A 16,464-nucleotide genomic window follows, 5' to 3' on the forward strand; every position below is an offset into this window, starting at 1 on the left:
ATGAGCGAAACGCTGAGCCAAGCTGTTGATATTATCATTCCGGTCTATCGAGGCCTTGATGAGACCGTCGCCTGTGTCGAGGCGGCCAAATACAGCCTGTGTTTTCCCAATGTAAACTTAGTATTGGTTGATGACTGCTCCCCAGAAACAGCAATTTCAGCGTATCTCAAAGAACAATCCGCCCTGAATGGCATTCGTTTGATCGTGAACGAACGCAATCTGGGCTTTGTCGCCAGCGTGAATAAAGCGATGAGCGACAGCGATCGTGATGTCGTGTTGCTGAATAGCGATGCGCTGGTCAGCAACGACTGGCTGAAGCGATTGCAGGCAGCGGCATACCAATCGGAAACAATTGCCACCGCGACGCCCTTATCGAATAATGCAACCATATGCTCAGTGCCCGGTATCGCGAAGGTATACGAAGGCGGTGCGTTGGATGTATCTGAGGTTGATGCGTTGGCCGCAGAGCTGAATGCCGCTAGTACCGTGGAGATTCCCACCGCTGTAGGCTTTTGCATGTACATCAAGCGTAACTGTCTTGAACAGATCGGGTATTTTGATGAGGCGCATTTCGGCAAAGGTTACGGTGAAGAAAATGATTTTTGTATGCGTTGCATCGCATCCGGGCTAAACCATGTCATGGCGATGGATGTCTTCGTACATCACGAAGGTGAGGTGAGCTTTTCCAGCGAATCTTCAGAAAGAAAGCAGAAAGCTGAACAAATATTGCAGTCTCTGCATCCCGAGTATAAATCGTTATTGCAGCGTTACCTGGAGAAGAACGAAGCAGAACCTTATCAGTTACGTTTGCTGGCAGAGGCCCAATGGCAAGCACTGTATAAAAATCTGAGATCTGAAAAAACGATACTGCATGTGTTGGGTTTGGACGGGGGGGGCAGTTTCAAGTATGTTCAGTCTTTGGTAGAGGAAACCAAAGACAGGCTCAAACACTTTGCGTTGCTGATCAATGGTGAGTATTGCTATCTCCAGGATTTGAATACTTTTGTTTTTTACAATCTAAATACCTACGATAGAAAAGAAGCGTTGCTGGGGTTGCTTTTTGAACAACTCGCTTTTTCGAATGTCCATCTGCATCGCTTCAGTTCGGAAATTATTGATGTGTTCAGTGGCATCGATTTCACGCGCATCAAACTGTACATCACCTATCACGACATCAGTTTTCTCAAAAGTGATATTTTCTCGGATATAAATGGCATCGATTTTAAGCAAATCGAACGTTATCGTTCGCAGGAGTGGATCGATGCTTGCGAACCTCTCAGGCAATCAGCCTCTGCACTTTTCTTCCCCAGCGAATACCTGAAAGCGCTGTACGGCAAGGTTTTTTCTGAGAGCGATTCCAATGAAAATCATGGCTATGTTTTCTGCCCGGACCGACCCTTAAACCCCAAAGCTATCCAAACCGAGCAGGCAGAACATATTGTTCAGCTGCGCGAACAGGCATTTGATTGCGGGAAAAAAACCATTGCTGTAGTCGGCGCCTTAGGAAAACATAAGGGGTTTGACTATTTTGAATCGCTGAGGGAACTCACCTTAAGTGATGGCCCCAGTTTGAATTGGCTGCATATCGGCTATTCGGACAAAATCAGCGGCCAGAGCGTGCAAGCCAATTATATCGTGACCGGAGCCTATGAGCCGGAATCATTGCCCGACATGTTGGCATTATATCAAGTGGACCTTGTCTATTTTCCCCTCGGCGTTCCAGAGTCTTACTGCTATGCTTTATCGGATGTGCTGGCGTCACCTGTACCCGTGTTGGTTCATGGTTTGGGGGCACTTGGGGAAAGGGTGGAAAAGCTGTATGGCCACACCCATGTGCTGCCTGCTGACGCCAGCTATCAGGAAGTGGCAAAATATCTTGTTGATTTTGTACCGTCTAAACGAAATAAACTTCAGGAACAGGGTTATGCGGAGACTCTCGATATGTATATTAAGGAGCTGCATGTGAATACTAACACCCTGGATTTGGCGAATTTTCACTCTTTGCAGGAACATCTACAGCACTACAGTGTTGATCAGCTTCCGTATCGCACCGAACTGCGAAGATTGTCGGAAGTTGAATCGTATTTGGAAGGTCAGCTGAAAATAGCCCAGGAAGAAGTCCGCTCATTGGATCGACTGGCCAGTGAGCGTAAAGCTTGGGCCGAATCTATTGAAGACAGCCATAAACAATGGCAAGCAAAGCTTGAAGAAGATCTCGCTTCCCAAAGTAAGATGATTGAGGAACTGGCTGAAACCAAGGCCATTCTCGACAAGCGAGAAACAGAACTCAGTCAGAAACTTGAGATAACATCGGAAAAGCTTGAGTTAAGCGAAGCAGAACTCCACCGAGCACGATTTTCCTTAAAACAGATTTTGAAAAATTTGAAGTCATATTTGATTCGATACATTAAAGAGAGATTAAAGTTGTGAGCATCGGAACGCTAGATATATTTCTAGTTATTTTTCATCCGAATGTAAAAGATCTGAATGAGATCTTTGATTCCTTGTTGCACCAGAATGCGCATGGGTTTGATGGAATTAATATTAATATATGGGACAACTCTATAAACAGCGAACATGTCGCCGGGCTGACTGAGCTGGAAGCTCAGTACGGCGACAGTTTTGAGAGCTTCGTGTGGGAAAAGAGCCAGGATAATCTGGGCTTTGGACGCTCCAATAATCGTTTGGCTGATCGGACTTCAGCTCCGTGGATTTTTCTATTAAATCAAGATGCGATTCCCGAAAACAATACCCTGGCGGAATTGTCTGCAAGAATCGAACAGTCTGATGAACATGTTGTGGCTTGGGAATGCCGACAGATTCCTTTTGAGCACCCGAAAGTCTACAATCCATCGACCCTTGAAACCGAGTGGAATTCCGGTGCCGCAGTGGTTTATCGTCGCTCAGCCTATGAAGCAGTGGGCGGCTTTGATGAAAACTTCTTTATGTATGCCGAAGATGTGGATATCTCTTGGCGCCTGCGCGCTAAAGGGCATACCTTGAATTATATTCCCCGGGCGGCAGTTTTTCACGACACTTATTCAGAAGCGGGTGCCGTTAAACCCCTGCAGGTTATCGAAGGCACACTGAACAATTTGTTGATGCGGGCTAAATACGGTAGTTGGGCTGACATCCGTGCTGGAATTCTAGGCGTGGTGAATGAGGCTCGTCGCCCTGCAAGCTTTCCGGGTCGCCGTTTGCATATGGCTTTGTTGGTGCCTAGATTTTTGAAACGCTTATGGGCGGTGAGAAAGGCCAATCGTGAGTATCGAGAGAATTTTAAGGCCAGTTTCCCGGGCTGGGATTATTCTCAACACAGAGATGGTGCCTTTTTTGAATTTAGACGCAATAGTGAACAGGGTGAGCAGCCGCTGGTCAGTATTGTAGTTCGCACACATAAGCGCCCCGAATTTCTGCGCGAAGCTCTACTCAGCCTGGTCAATCAAAGCTACGATAATTTGGAAATTGTGGTGGTTGAAGATGGCGAAGACAATGCTCGAACGCTGATTGAAAATGAATTCTCCGATGCGAGAATTCAATATCACGCGACTGGAGAATGCGTCGGCCGTTCGGCCGCAGGAAATCTCGGTTTGGAAATGGCGAAAGGGGAATGGTTGGGCTTTTTGGATGATGATGATCAGTTTTTCTGTGATCATGTCGAAGTCATGATTCAAGCAGCACTCGGCCATAAAGTGAAGGGTGTATACGGCACCGCTTGGGAAGTGGCTACCGATGTGGCCTCTGTTGCGCCGTTGAGTTACCGCGAATACAGCAGTAAAACGGTTTACCGCCAGCCCTTCTGTCGTCCATTAATGTGGCAACAAAATTATCTGCCGATTCAAACGGTTCTATTTCACCGTGATGTGTACAAGCGCTGGGGTGGCTTTGAAGTCGATATGGATCAACTCGAAGACTGGAATCTGTGGACAAAGTATACCTTTGAAGATGACTTTGTCATGGTGGATAAAACCACATCGAAGTATCGCGTGCCGCACTGTCCGCAAACCTCTTTGGACCGACAAGAGAAACTTGATGAGGCTTATCAACAGGCACTCGAAAAGCAAAAGATTCTGCGTTTGGATTTAAGTCCCAAGGAGTTCTTTACATTGGCCGATTCCGTTGCTCAAGCCCAGAATGCTGCAGTTTGGAACCCGTCACTCGGCCTCAGGGTTAAACATTTCGTCAAGCAAAAGCTGAAGCGCTTGGTGTAAACACTGATGAGCGATTCTGCTGAAGTGGCCAACGAAGGAAGATTACTCTCTGTAATTGTCAGCTTTAATCCGGATCTCACGGAACTGGACAAGTTGATTGCATCGTTGGCGGAGCAGAGTGATGTCTGCTTGGTGGATAATGGCTCACATAATGCTGAAGAGTTGGGAGATCGGTTTGCTTCCAAGTTGACGTATTTTCTGCCTCAATCATCCAATATTGGTTTAGCGGCGGCTTTGAATATAGGCATCCGCTGTGCTCAGGAACATACCTACAAAGCAGTTTTATTGTTCGACCAGGATAGTTTGCCGATAGAGGGCTTTGTGAAGAATATGGATGATTGCTATGCCATGGTACAGGCAGAGTCTTCGTTAGACTGTGCCTTGATTGGTCCTCGGCTCATACATCCAGATACTCAAGAGACGACCCGATTCAAGCAATTCAGATGGCCTTTTAATCAAAATGATGTTGCGGTCGTTGATCTGCCCGGAATTTACTACAGTGATTTTGTGATCACATCGGGGAGCTATATTCCCCTCCGCAGTATCGATAAAGTTGGCCTCATGAAGGAAGAATACTTTATCGATAACATTGATTTGGAATGGTGTTTCAGAGCCCTTTCCAAAAATATGTCGGTACTTGGTTGCGATGCCGCACAACTTGTACATTCCATTGGAGAAGAGCAAACGAACTCTTTTTTTAAACTGCTGGGGCTAAAGCAACACAAGCCCAGACGCAGTTACTACACCACAAAGAACCGCTTGGATTTATACAAACAACCCTATGCGCCCAGCGCGTGGAAAGTCAGAGATTTTCTACGCTTTCTCATCAAAACATCTTTGCTGTTATTCATGAGCAAAGAGAGAGGCCTATTATGGCACTACATCACGTTGGCGGTTCGTGGCAAAGCGATTGCTGACCCCTAAATAGCCTGCCTGAGTTGAAAGAAATGCGCATGCCCCAAGTGATGCAAATAATGCTTGTTGATGTGGTCGCGATAATCCTCAAGATTACCATTTCCTGGAACAAACTCTTTATCGTCCTTTGTGAACAAGCCTTTAATGAAAATCTTGCGCGAATTCAAAGGGGCTCGTTGTTCCAAATCAAACAGCAATTTACCTTGTTGAGTTTCTAAGATCATATTAAAAGGCGTGTTCTGAATGCCAGCTGCCGCGCTAATGGCAAACTCGTGTCTTCGTGTGTCGTCAAGAAGTGAGGTGCCGTCACTCACGAAAGCGGCGTACTGCTTGAGGCCAACTGCGTCGAGAAGCGTCGGCATAATATCAATTTGAGACGCAACACCAGGGCGTTTTCCAGGCGTTTGCTGAGGAATTTTCAGAATCAAGGGGATGCTTAAATCTTCAGCATAAAGGGATTTGCCGTGCATCAAGAAATTATGTTCCATAAACTGCTGGCCGTGATCGCCCACCGCAACCACAATCGAATCTTCGTACTGGTCATTGGCCTTTAAGGCATCCATCACTTGACCCACTAAGTGGTCGGTAAAATGAATAGAGTTTTTGTATCGATTAACAATCATTTTCCGGTCACTGATCGAAAGATCCCGAGCTGTGTTTAACGATATGGCGGATACAGGTTCGCCGGCATATGGCTCAAAGTTGGCAGGATAATTTTCGGGCCAGGTATACGGATAGTGAGTGGAATCATAAAAAATAATGTTCAAGCTGGGCTGCGCATTGTGTGCTTGTGCGATGGATGCTTTTAAATCCTCAGTGACTCGAACGTCTCTCTCGGGTGCTGACAGCGAGGAAACCGGTGTTAAGTAGTCGTACACTTTTTCTTTCTCGCCAAACATGATGCGTTTGGAATCGAGATAGTTGAGGTCTTTGGCACTGTGAACATTGATGGCATAGCCTGCGTCTTTAAAGAGCCTCAAAGCCGTTGAGCCCAAAACGCCCTGAGAGTTTCGGTACGATTCCCAGTGCAGCGGGAATTGGGAGTTAACAATGGAATACCAGCCGTAGTGCGTGGCGTTGCCGTCGGAAATGGAAGAATGGTACTCAATGGCATCTTGTCTTAATTTTTCCAGGCTGGGCGTAACGTGTGGACTGGTGACATCCTGACGGACAGACTCCAGAATAAACAAGTAAATGTCGGGCTTTTTAAGGGCTTCGACCTCTTCCGTAGCTGTCCAATTTGTTTGGTCGTTTCTCAGTTTGATCTCCAGAGAAAACAGGTAAGATCGAGCTTCGTAGATTTTCAGGTAGAGAGGCAATTCCTGTTGTTCTATGGCATAGAGTTTGGATGATTTAATGGTATCACTGAATTTTTGTTCAACAAGCAGACCGGAAAAAATAAGCAGACAAACGAACAACATAAGCGCGTTGTTCACCGTGACCGGTCTCGTGCGAGTGTAGTTTACACTCAAAAAACTGATCAGATAGGTGCCCACAATCGCGGCAAGCAAGAGCAGAGGGTAAATCACCAATTCAACCGGGGTGAGCTTGGTAAATTTCAGGTTCCTGAAGAAATTACCGATGCCGCCATCCAAAAGCATGCCGATACCGTGGGATACATGCATACCGTTAATTCGATACAGCAGTGCATCGGCCAGATAAGCAACGGAAGACAGGAAAACCAAGGTCAGCAGCAATGTATACAGACGCTTATGGTGTTTTACCAAGCTACACACAATCACACTGACAATAAGAAGTGCGGTAATCCTCAGCTCCGCTGCAAATAATGCAGACAGAGCGCCGTAGGAATAGCTCTGATAAATGTGCTTGATGAACAACACATTGGCAATGCTGGCGATCAGAAAGCAGCCGACAACAATAATGTAATTAAGCTCGGAGGATCGTTTCACGACGTCAAGGCAGTACTTACCGAAAGCTTTGACCAGAGAGTCGGCATGCCCGCCAAGCCGATAGCGTACCGATTCAATGCTCATGGCAATGTTGGCAAAGAATACCCACAATCTAATCAGCACCCTCATGAACAGATAGCTTATGAGGGAAAAGAACAGTACGGTGACTCCATAAGACAATGGGTCAACGGTGCGAAAGTTCTGAATGTTGTTGAGTATTTGTACGTGAGGATCGCTTGCGGAGGCTTCCAATACCAGTCCGCGCTCCGTTAAATTCATTGATTTGACGGCGTTTAAGGCTCTCAGGTGTTCATCGTGGATGGTTTGCAGATCAACATCGATCCAGCGAAACGTTCTGATTTTTACGCTTTTAACAAGTATTTTTCCTGGCCCAACGGCAAAATCGAAGCGCAGTTTTTCGGCTTCCCCTGAACAGGGTATCTGCCCGTAGTATTTGTAGTGTTTCCCTCCCAATGCCGTATCGTCTGAATAGGGGAATAAAGCGTGATATTTCCCGTGATAACCTGCGCCGGCGTCGCAAAAAAACTGCGCGGGACCTTGTCCATCAAGCTGTTCAACAATGAACTCGTACTTGATGGGGCGTACTTGGTTTAAGTAGTAATAGGAAAGTACAAAGCCAAGAATCAAGGCAATAAAGGTAGTGCTGTAGCTAGGTTTCATCAGTTCTTCCAGAGGGTGGCCTTGTGTGTTCAAGGCGTGCAGTTCCCATTTTGCAGCGGGTTCTTCCGTTATTTTTACGTGTATTTTACTCGATGTATTTTTTCCGGTGACGAAGCGGTTCAAATTTATCGTGACCTACGCACAATGATTGCCCGCATCGACCGGCTCAGGAGCTCATATCCATTAAGTGTCGAAGCTCTTTGATTGAAAGTCGTTCCTTCGGCTCAAGGACTTTAATATTTTTTACTTTGCCCGGTTTTCCACCACCCAGGCAGAACGTGCCCTTCAAGATGCCTTCCTGCTCTAATGATGGCATGTTTTTGCAATAATCAATCCAGAGGAAATGAGAGCCGGGCGGTAATTCCGATATATGGTCTAAAAAGGAATGGTGTCCCACGGAACGATCAAATTGAAAACGGGCAATCGTTCTGAGATCGGGCTTCACTTCAATCAGTACAGGAATATTCAGTGCCTGCTTGGAAAAAGACACTTTCTTTTCATTTGAGTCGATGGTCGTGTGCCCATACAACTGTGGAAACTCCCAAAATGCCAAGAAGTCCATTTGCCAGCTTGGCAGTTTGTCATTGATGTTCGCTGAACTTGTCACGCTGGGATCAAAGAGGTTTTTACCCAGTCCAATGTTTGCGTCGAATCCCACGGATGACAGCAGTGTAGGCGCGATATCGAGTGGAGACCCTTTGGTATGAATGGATTGTCCGTCTGTCTCTGGATCGAAGATCATCAAAAAGTTTTTTCGAGGTTTCTTTTTGAGTGTGTCCCAGGCGAGATTCTTCAGGGCCAGGTGATCAGAGGCCAAAACAATAACCGTATTATTGTCCGTATCCAAGGCTCGAATGGATTGTATGAAGTCTGCCAACAGCGTATCGGTGCAGTGGACTGCGTTGAGCATGGGATTGCTGCCATCCTGGTAACGGCTTTCACGGCAACTTTTGGATACATGTCCCTTCGGGTGGTGGGTATCAAGGGTGAGCGCAAATAAGCCAAAAGGTTTGCCTTGGCGCTGCAGCTGTTTGAATTCGTCTCGGGCAAGACTTAACAACTGATCATCGTAGAGCCCCCAGGACGAGGTATTCTTGTTGATGGTGTCGTTTTTCTTAAAATGATTGAGGCCTTTGATGCTCTGAAAGCCGTGGTTCTTCAAAAACTTTCCCTTGCCGGCAAACTTCAGTCGAGCCCCCCCCATAAAGTTGAGTTGGTAACCTTCTTTGCTTAAGAGGTCACCCAGGCAAGTCGCACCAGGTAAAAATTCAGGCATTCCCGACATGGAATTGCCATGTGACGGTGTGACCAGTGAGATGCCGCATTGGCTGGCGGCGATTCCGGCAATCGTCCAACTGGTTCCGTAGACCTGATGAATATTGGTAAACAGTGAAGCGTCTGCCGTCAAGGCGTTGAGTTTAGGCATCAAGCCAGGGAAAAGCGTCTCGTCGAAATAGTTCTGCTCCAGGCTTTCGGCGTAAATATAGACGATGTTTTTGGTTTTGCTCCGGGTCGCGGAAATACTTGGTGCTTGATAGTACTGCTGAAAGTCAGAATCTTGTTGAGGCCGGTCGAGACCGGAAAGGCGATACAAGTTAAGGCTTGCAGGATTACAGAGTACTGCAGCAAGTAAGCCGATTGGCAGTAAAGCGGCTATATGTTTTGGCGCTGTGGGCCTACGAATAAAAAAGAACGAATAGATCAACAATGCCAGGATGAGGATCAACCCCGCCGAACTTCCCGCGATCAGCTCCAGGTATTCCCCGAAGCCTGCTCCCACCAGTCCGTATTGCATGTGATATACGGTTGCTTCGTCGATTCCGTTTCCGCTGAAATAGTCCGCCACAAAAAACGTACAGCTTAAGATGACCCACAGTATGGCGAGTAAAAAACAAACCGTGCGGGTTGTCTGCTTAAATGTGAATCGGGTGGTGAGTCCTAGCGCGATGGTAAACAGGAGTATTGAGGCGCTGAGTGTAAAGCTGGGCATCAATGAAGAATCCGCGAATAATCCTTGCGTCATGAATGGGTAAGGCAATTGTCATACATGTGAAATATTTATCAAGTACTCAAATGAGTTATATGCGGTTTTGCCAGCCCGTTCCCATCGCCCTATAATCCCTTTACGGTCATAAAAGGTACATATCATGCGCTGGAACGACATTGGCAACGAGACTTGTTCGGTATCCCGAGCCCTGTCGGTCGTGGGTGACCGCTGGAGTCTGCTGATCATCCGCAGCGCCTTTCTGAAGGCCCGTCGATTTTCAGATTTCCAGTCTGATATTGGCCTGACCAAGCACCGCCTATCCGATCGCTTACACAAGCTGGTAGAGCAAGGCGTATTTGAGAAAGTGCTGTACCAGGAAAAGCCTCCCCGTTACGAATACCTATTGACTGAAAAGGGCCTGGATTTGTACCCCATTATGCTGGCATTGGTACAGTGGGGTGACCGTTGGATGGCAGGTGACCAGGGAGCACCGATTGAGTATGTGCATAAATCCTGCGGCCAGCGAATTAAGCCCACCTACTTTTGTCCGGAATGCAAAGACCCTATTCGCCCCCAAGATATGAAGCCTGTGGCGGGTCCGGCGCTGTCAAATTTGGATCTGGACGAGCTGCGTCCGGGAATCCGCGCACTTAAATCTTCCTGATAATACCCGTCTGGCTTTCGGGTTTTGGATACATTCCACTATATGGTTGCAAAATGGAACCCATTGTTTGATGATGGTGAAAATCATAAGAGGGTCAGTTCGCAAGGTCTGATCAATACGATAGCGTGAGGTGACGGGCGTGGGTGAAGAGATGGCAGGCAAAGGTGAGGTCGCTTTGATTGTGGGTGCAGGAGACGCGATTGGCAGTGCAATTGCCAGGCGTTTTTCCCAAGAGGGTTATACCGTGGTTGCGGTGCGTCGCAATGGTGATCGCTTGAAGGGTTTGGTCGAAGAGATCGAAGCTTCGGGTGGCAAAGCTCATGGTTGGTCGGTAGATGCCCGCGACGAGGAGGCGATCGTCGCCTTATTTGCTCGTATTGAATCTGACGTTGGGCCGCTGGCGGTGGTGGTGTTCAATGTCGGTGCCAATGTCCCCATGAAGATCCTTGAAACCAGCAGCCGCAAATTCTCCAAAATTTGGGAAATGGCTTGTTTTGCTGGATTTCTGAGCGGTCGTGAAGCGGCCAAAACGATGTTGCCTCGAAACAAGGGCACCATTATTTTCACCGGAGCGACGGCCAGTGTCCGGGGGGCTGCGGGGTTTGCAGCCTTTGCCAGTGCCAAGCATGGTTTGCGAGCCCTGGCCCAGAGCATGGCACGTGAGCTGGCACCTCAAAATATTCATGTAGCCCATGTGGTGATTGATGCGGCGGTGGACACCGCCTGGATACGAGAGAATTTCTTGGTCCACAAAACCGACCGGCAGGAAGATGATATCGTGCGCCCTGAATCCATTGCCGATGCCTACGTTCAATTGCATCGCCAGCCTCGAGACGCCTGGACATTTGAGATGGATCTGAGGCCCTGGGTGGAAAGCTGGTAAAGAAACGCGGGTGTTTTCAAGCGCCCTTTTTATTGCAAAATACCGCTCGCTCGGTTTACTGTGCCTGTTTCTTGGCGGATTATGAGTTGTTCTTTTGATCGAGGCTCAGTAAAGTGAGCTTTGTCGTTCAACAGTACACGTCAATGTAAGAAGCACCAAGACTTCCACAAGGCCTGTTTTGCGGCGCAAAATCTGAAGTGATGCCCATAGTAATGTAAACAGGTTCGATATCCCCGATGTATAAACTCAATCAATTGCTCGATACTTTGGAAGTCGAGCAACTGGATAAATATTTATTCCGAGGTAATTCTCTTCCTCTGGCGTTGCCTAGAGTGTATGGCGGGCAAGTGCTTGCCCAGTCGATCAATGCGGCTGCCAGAACCATAGACAGTGAACGCCAACCACACTCCATGCACGCGTATTTCTTGCGCCCTGGAGACGCCAAGCGTCCAATTATTTTTGATGTGGACCCGATTCGAGATGGTGGCAGTTTCAATACCCGTCGTGTTGTTGCCAAGCAGAATGGTGCAGCAATCTTCAATTGTTCAATATCCTTCCAGAAAGTCGAAAAAGGGCTTGAGCATCAAATGGACCTGCCCGAAGGCACCCCGATGCCTGAAGACTTGGAGAGTGACCAGAGCCGCAACGAGCGTATTTATGCTGAGCACAATGATAAAAGTGCCCCGTTTATCTTTCCGCTGAGTATGGTGGATATCCGTTCTTCGCAGCCGCAACACCCGATTGATCCGGAGCCAGCGGAGCCTGAGCACGGTTTTTGGTTTCGCTTTAACGGCAGGTTGTCGGACGATATCAATGTTCACCGAACTCTGTTGACCTACATTTCAGACTACAAATTAATGACCACAGGCTTAAGGCCTCATCGTGTTCGTGGCTTGATGGAAAAAATTCAGGGCGCCAGTCTCGATCATTCCATGTGGTTTCATCAGCCGGTGCGCGTCGATGAATGGCTTTATTACCATTTAGACAGCCCCAAGAGCGGTGGCAGCCGGGCCTTTAATCGGGGAAGCTTTTACAGCCACGATGGCCGTTTGGTCGCTTCCACCGCTCAGGAAGGCTTGATTCGAGTCCGGGATTAACCCGCTATTTGAGAGTTTTCGTCTCTCGCTTGATAAACTTCGCCATGGTGATGCCCATCGACAACATCATATGATGTTGTAAAAGAGGAGAGTCACCATGAGAAGCTTTACTGAAGAACAAACCATGTTTCGCGAGGCTTATCGCAAATTTCTGGAGCTGGAAATTGCGCCTCATATGGAACGATGGCGCGAGCAGGAAATTGTCGATCGTGAAGCCTTTTTAAAAGCCGGCGAGCAGGGCTTTTTAATGATCTGGCCCGATGAAGAGTACGGTGGCATGGGCGATCGTGATTTTCGTTATGAACAGATCATTATTGAGGAAAATGCTCGAGTCGGGACTGGTGAGTGGTTTGCGACACTGCACAGCCGATTGGTTGGCCCCTATTTGGATCACTTTGGGAATGATGAGCAGAAAAAGCGTTTCCTGCCTCCTTGTGTTCGCGGTGAGAAAATTTTGGCGATCGCCATGACAGAACCCGACGCGGGGAGCGATCTGGCTGGCATGCGTAGCACACTGAAGCCTGATGGCGACGATTTTATTCTCAATGGTTCGAAAACCTACATTTCCAACGGCATCAATGCAGATTTAGTGATTGTTGCTGCCAAGTCCGATCCCGAGAACAACCCTCACGCCATGACTCTGGTAGTGGTTGAGCGCGGAATGGACGGCTTCGAGCGAGGTCGCAATCTCGACAAGATGGGCATGAAAGCTCAAGACACCGCCGAATTGTTTTTCAATAATGTACGCATTCCAAAAGACAATGTCTTGGGTGAGCATGGGCACGGTTTCTTTTATTTGATGAAGGGATTGGCCGAAGAGCGCCTGATTGCTGCTGTTGGGTCAACTGCGAATGCCCGTCGTGCATTTGATCTCACGCGTCAGTTCGTTATGGAGCGTAAGGTGTTTGGCAAACCGCTGTCTCATATGCAGAACACCCAGTTCACCATGGCAGAAATGGATGCCGAGATTGATATTATGCAGGCGTATGTGGATACCTGTGTGAGCTTGCACAACAAGGGTGAGTTGACCGTGAATATGGCGGCCAAGGCGAAATTGCAGGCTACGGAAATTGAAGGTCGCATGTTGGATCTGGGGGTGCAGCTTCACGGCGGTGCAGGTTACATGAAGGAATACCCAATTTGTACAATGTTCACAGATGCGCGCATCAATCGCATTCTGGCTGGAAGTTCCGAGATCATGAAGTTGATCATTGGTCGTGATGTCTTTTCTGACAACTACCGCAGTTTATTGGATTGAGTGTCCAATATCGTATTTCTGACAAGATTTTGCCTAATAAATAACGTATTTAGTTAGGCAAAATCTGTTCTTTTTCTCCATTCCATTGCGAGATTCAATGCTCTGTACAATTATTTCAGTCACCTAGTGGATTGGAGTACAGGCCTGTGGCTTGTTTGGCAGAGATCTCAAACCCCCATCAAAAGGTAGGACGTGCTCCGACAGCGGTGATGTCGTGTAATTGGGGTGCTCCTCAAGCGCCTACGGTTGAAGCTCTGCGCCCTTACTTAAAACAGTTCCTCATTGATCCCGTGTAAAGGGGGCAATATCAGGTTTACCTATCAATGAACTATGGTCAGTCGTCGTTTGCTGAAAGCCTTGATCCGAAAACAACAGGAGACATGCCATGCAACAGAAAATACAGATCGGAATCAGTGCCTGCCTCATTGGGCAGGAAGTTCGCTACAACGGCGGCCACTGTCAGTCGAGCTTGTGCCTCAAGACCTTAAGCGAGCATTTTCATTACAGCGCGTTTTGTCCAGAGGTGGCCGCGGGGTTTTCTGTGCCTCGTCCAAGCATGCGTTTGACCGGTAACCCAGACAAGCCGCGACTCAGTTACAGAGATGATCATAACGCTGATGTCAGTGCGCAGTTAATTACCGCAAGCCGAGAGGCAATGCCAAAAATGCAGGCTATCCATGGTTACATTTTGATGAAAAATTCCCCTAGTTGTGGCCTCGAGCGTATCAAGGTGTACCAAGATAATGGCCATCCCCACTCAAAAACGCGTGAGGGGTTGTTCACTGAACAGCTTCGTAAAACCTACCCCAACCTGCCGATTGAAGAAGAGGGGCGCCTGCATGATAAATACCTATTTGAAAATTTTGTACTGAGAGTGTTTTGTTATCACCAATGGCGTAGCCAGGTTATGAAAAAAGTGAGCGTCGGTGAGATGATGAAATTTCACAGTCGACACAAATTCATTATGCAAGCGCACGACTACAACAAAACCGTTGCCTTGGGGAGATTCCTTGCCGGGCTTGAACGCGAAGCATTGATCGATGGGGCTGAGGAGTATGAACGCCGCTTTATGGATATTCTTGCTAAGCCAGCATCGAGAGCAGGGTACTGCAATACCATGATGCATATTCTCGGCTTTCTAAAGCAGCATGTGGATAGCAAGTCGCGTCAGAATTTGGTCTCTGTGATTAAGAGTTACCGCAGAGGTGAACTGCCTTTGATTGCACCAATGACTTTGTTGAAACACTACACCCCAAGATTTGGTGGTGACTATATCAATGATCAAAGCTACTTTGATCCATACCCCGAAGCACTGGGCTTGCGCAATGGACTTTGAGGTGTTGTTACAATGCAACTTGTTTGGTTTCGAAATGACATCCGAATAGATGACAATCCAGCACTGTATTACGCCTGTCAACACGCTATAAATAATAGTGAGGCAGTACACGCTGTTTTTATCGATTGCCCGGAACAATGGTGCTTGCACAATGAGTCGCCTCGAAAATTGGGTGTTCTCCAGTCAGCATTACGAGCCTTGCAAAAAACGCTCGCAAATTTGGGGATTACATTTGAGCGGTTGAAGGTCCCGCTCTTTGACGATATTCCAAAGGCATTGCTGCACTATTGTCAGAACAACGGCATTAACAATTTGCACTTCAACGGTGAAATTCCTCTCAACGAAAGACGCCGAGATGAGGCTGTTATTGAAACACTGGTTAGCGAGGGAGTGTCTGTGCAGCAGTACGCTGATGATCGGATTATTCATACCCCTTTACTTAACAAGCAGGGGGCGGTTTATCGAGTGTTTACACCCTGGTATAACAACTGGTTAAGCGTGCTTCGTGATGAGCTGCCACAAGTATTACCTGGCCCTCAAGCCATTGCAAAGACCGTTAACATACCCGAGCCCGTTTGCATTTCCAGAGCAGAGACGTTTCGGGACGATTTATGGCAGGGTGAAGAGAAAAAGGCGCATGAGCAACTGCTACGGTTTTGTCAGCAAAAGGCCAAACACTATCACGAAAAGCGAGATTACCCCTCTATCGCGGGCACCAGTGCATTGTCACCTTATCTGGCGGTTGGCCTGTTAAGTGCCCGGCGTTGTTTACACGTCTTATTTTCTGTTTGTGCCAAACAGGGCTTGAACTATGAAGAATGTTTGCATCATAGCTGGGTAAGAGAGCTGGCCTGGAGAGATTTTTATCGTTGCCTCATGCTCAATTTTGATCACTTGAGTCGAGGCGAAGACTTTAAACGCGAGCCGTTGACTCGGAAGTGGTTGTCAAATCAGAAGGCTCGGCAAGCCTGGGAAATGGGGAGAACGGGTTTCCCGATCATCGATGCTGCCATGCAACAGTTGGCTCAAACCGGTTGGGTGCATAATCGCTTACGCATGCTGCTTGCGAGTTTCTATTGCAAATTGCTGTGTTTGGATTGGCGTGAGGGAGAGCGTTTTTTTATGGCGCATCTTGTGGATGGTGATTTTGCTTCGAACAACGGTGGTTGGCAGTGGAGTGCTTCAACGGGCTGTGATGCCTCACCTTGGTTTCGAATTTTTAATCCAATCACTCAATCCCGAAAATTCGATGACTCCGGTGAATACATCAAACGGTTCCTCCCTGAGCTTGCGGATCTCGACAATGCCTCCATTCATTGGCCGAGTCATGAACAACGGTTGATGAGAAACTATCCTGCCCCAATTGTTGATTACAAGGCAGCGCGTCAGCGTGCGCTGACGTTTTTCGATGTTGAGGGTTGAGGGAGAATCAGCGATCGAGCGAAGAATGGTTTTTTAATGATTCTGCCCAACCGCTCGTACACCTCTTCCAGTTCTCGACGGCTGGGCGTCGCTGTTAAGT

At 47.7% G+C, this 16,464-nt stretch carries 11 protein-coding genes; 9 read left to right on the plus strand and 2 right to left on the minus strand.

Annotation, left to right across the window (positions count from 1 at the left end):
- From ABWW03_RS04515 to ABWW03_RS04525, 3 genes are read left to right on the plus strand one after another with little or no spacing between them, the layout of a single operon-like run.
- Positions 1 to 2,430, plus strand: coding sequence for a glycosyltransferase (locus ABWW03_RS04515; RefSeq protein ID WP_353406641.1), 2,430 nt, complete (start codon positions 1 to 3; stop codon positions 2,428 to 2,430).
- Positions 2,427 to 4,211 (plus strand): glycosyltransferase family 2 protein, encoded by a 1,785-nt coding sequence (locus tag ABWW03_RS04520; protein WP_353406642.1) that lies wholly within the window; start codon positions 2,427 to 2,429, stop codon positions 4,209 to 4,211. Before ABWW03_RS04515 ends, ABWW03_RS04520 begins: the two co-directional genes overlap by 4 nt.
- A 6-nt stretch (positions 4,212 to 4,217) precedes the next feature.
- The gene (locus ABWW03_RS04525; protein WP_353406643.1) at positions 4,218 to 5,135 is read left to right on the plus strand and encodes a glycosyltransferase family 2 protein; all 918 of its coding nucleotides are present in this window, start codon (positions 4,218 to 4,220) and stop codon (positions 5,133 to 5,135) included.
- Here ABWW03_RS04525 and ABWW03_RS04530 read toward each other — a convergent pair.
- Both ABWW03_RS04530 and ABWW03_RS04535 read right to left on the minus strand, forming a co-directional pair.
- Positions 5,132 to 7,840 carry a sulfatase-like hydrolase/transferase gene (locus ABWW03_RS04530; protein ID WP_353406645.1) on the minus strand — a complete coding sequence of 903 codons (2,709 nt, stop codon included), beginning with the start codon at positions 7,838 to 7,840 and terminating at the stop codon, positions 5,132 to 5,134. The two genes, ABWW03_RS04525 and ABWW03_RS04530, sit on opposite strands and share 4 nt — an antisense overlap.
- Before the next feature lie 43 nt (positions 7,841 to 7,883).
- Entirely contained in the window at positions 7,884 to 9,707 is a 1,824-nt protein-coding gene (locus ABWW03_RS04535; protein ID WP_353406646.1) for a sulfatase-like hydrolase/transferase, read from the minus strand.
- A gap of 157 nt (positions 9,708 to 9,864) precedes the next feature.
- On the opposite strand from ABWW03_RS04535, the gene ABWW03_RS04540 reads away from it, so the two are divergent.
- The 6 genes from ABWW03_RS04540 (at position 9,865) to ABWW03_RS04565 (ending at position 16,364) form a co-directional block, all read left to right on the plus strand.
- A complete protein-coding gene (locus ABWW03_RS04540) occupies positions 9,865 to 10,368 on the plus strand; it encodes a winged helix-turn-helix transcriptional regulator (protein ID WP_353406647.1) in 504 nt (167 codons plus the stop codon).
- Positions 10,369 to 10,507: 139 nt separating this feature from the next.
- Positions 10,508 to 11,251 carry an SDR family NAD(P)-dependent oxidoreductase gene (locus ABWW03_RS04545; protein WP_353406649.1) on the plus strand — a complete coding sequence of 248 codons (744 nt, stop codon included), beginning with the start codon at positions 10,508 to 10,510 and terminating at the stop codon, positions 11,249 to 11,251.
- A gap of 236 nt (positions 11,252 to 11,487) precedes the next feature.
- Positions 11,488 to 12,348 (plus strand): acyl-CoA thioesterase, encoded by an 861-nt coding sequence (locus ABWW03_RS04550; protein WP_353406650.1) that lies wholly within the window; start codon positions 11,488 to 11,490, stop codon positions 12,346 to 12,348.
- 97 nt (positions 12,349 to 12,445) lie between these two features.
- On the plus strand, positions 12,446 to 13,606 hold the full coding sequence (locus tag ABWW03_RS04555) for an acyl-CoA dehydrogenase family protein (protein WP_353406651.1): 1,161 nt from the start codon (positions 12,446 to 12,448) through the stop codon (positions 13,604 to 13,606).
- Between the two features lie 385 nt (positions 13,607 to 13,991).
- Positions 13,992 to 14,942: a YbgA family protein gene (locus ABWW03_RS04560; protein WP_353406652.1), complete on the plus strand. Its 951-nt coding sequence runs from the start codon at positions 13,992 to 13,994 to the stop codon at positions 14,940 to 14,942.
- A 12-nt stretch (positions 14,943 to 14,954) separates the two neighbouring features.
- Positions 14,955 to 16,364: a cryptochrome/photolyase family protein gene (locus tag ABWW03_RS04565; protein ID WP_353406653.1), complete on the plus strand. Its 1,410-nt coding sequence runs from the start codon at positions 14,955 to 14,957 to the stop codon at positions 16,362 to 16,364.
- Positions 16,365 to 16,464: the final 100 nt, after the last annotated feature.

It is taken from the genome of Pseudoteredinibacter isoporae (genome assembly GCF_040372805.1).
Taxonomy (GTDB): domain Bacteria; phylum Pseudomonadota; class Gammaproteobacteria; order Pseudomonadales; family Cellvibrionaceae; genus Pseudoteredinibacter; species Pseudoteredinibacter isoporae_A.

Bases quoted from the DNA above. Each gene is read 5' to 3' on its own strand.
- ABWW03_RS04515 (WP_353406641.1), top strand. From the start codon at position 1: ATGAGCGAAACGCTGAGCCAAGCTGTTGATATTATCATTCCGGTCTAT.
- ABWW03_RS04525 (WP_353406643.1), top strand. From the start codon at position 4,218: ATGAGCGATTCTGCTGAAGTGGCCAACGAAGGAAGATTACTCTCTGTA.
- ABWW03_RS04535 (WP_353406646.1), bottom strand. From the start codon at position 9,707: ATGCCCAGCTTTACACTCAGCGCCTCAATACTCCTGTTTACCATCGCG.
- ABWW03_RS04540 (WP_353406647.1), top strand. From the start codon at position 9,865: ATGCGCTGGAACGACATTGGCAACGAGACTTGTTCGGTATCCCGAGCC.
- ABWW03_RS04550 (WP_353406650.1), top strand. From the start codon at position 11,488: ATGTATAAACTCAATCAATTGCTCGATACTTTGGAAGTCGAGCAACTG.
- ABWW03_RS04555 (WP_353406651.1), top strand. From the start codon at position 12,446: ATGAGAAGCTTTACTGAAGAACAAACCATGTTTCGCGAGGCTTATCGC.
- ABWW03_RS04560 (WP_353406652.1), top strand. From the start codon at position 13,992: ATGCAACAGAAAATACAGATCGGAATCAGTGCCTGCCTCATTGGGCAG.
- ABWW03_RS04565 (WP_353406653.1), top strand. From the start codon at position 14,955: ATGCAACTTGTTTGGTTTCGAAATGACATCCGAATAGATGACAATCCA.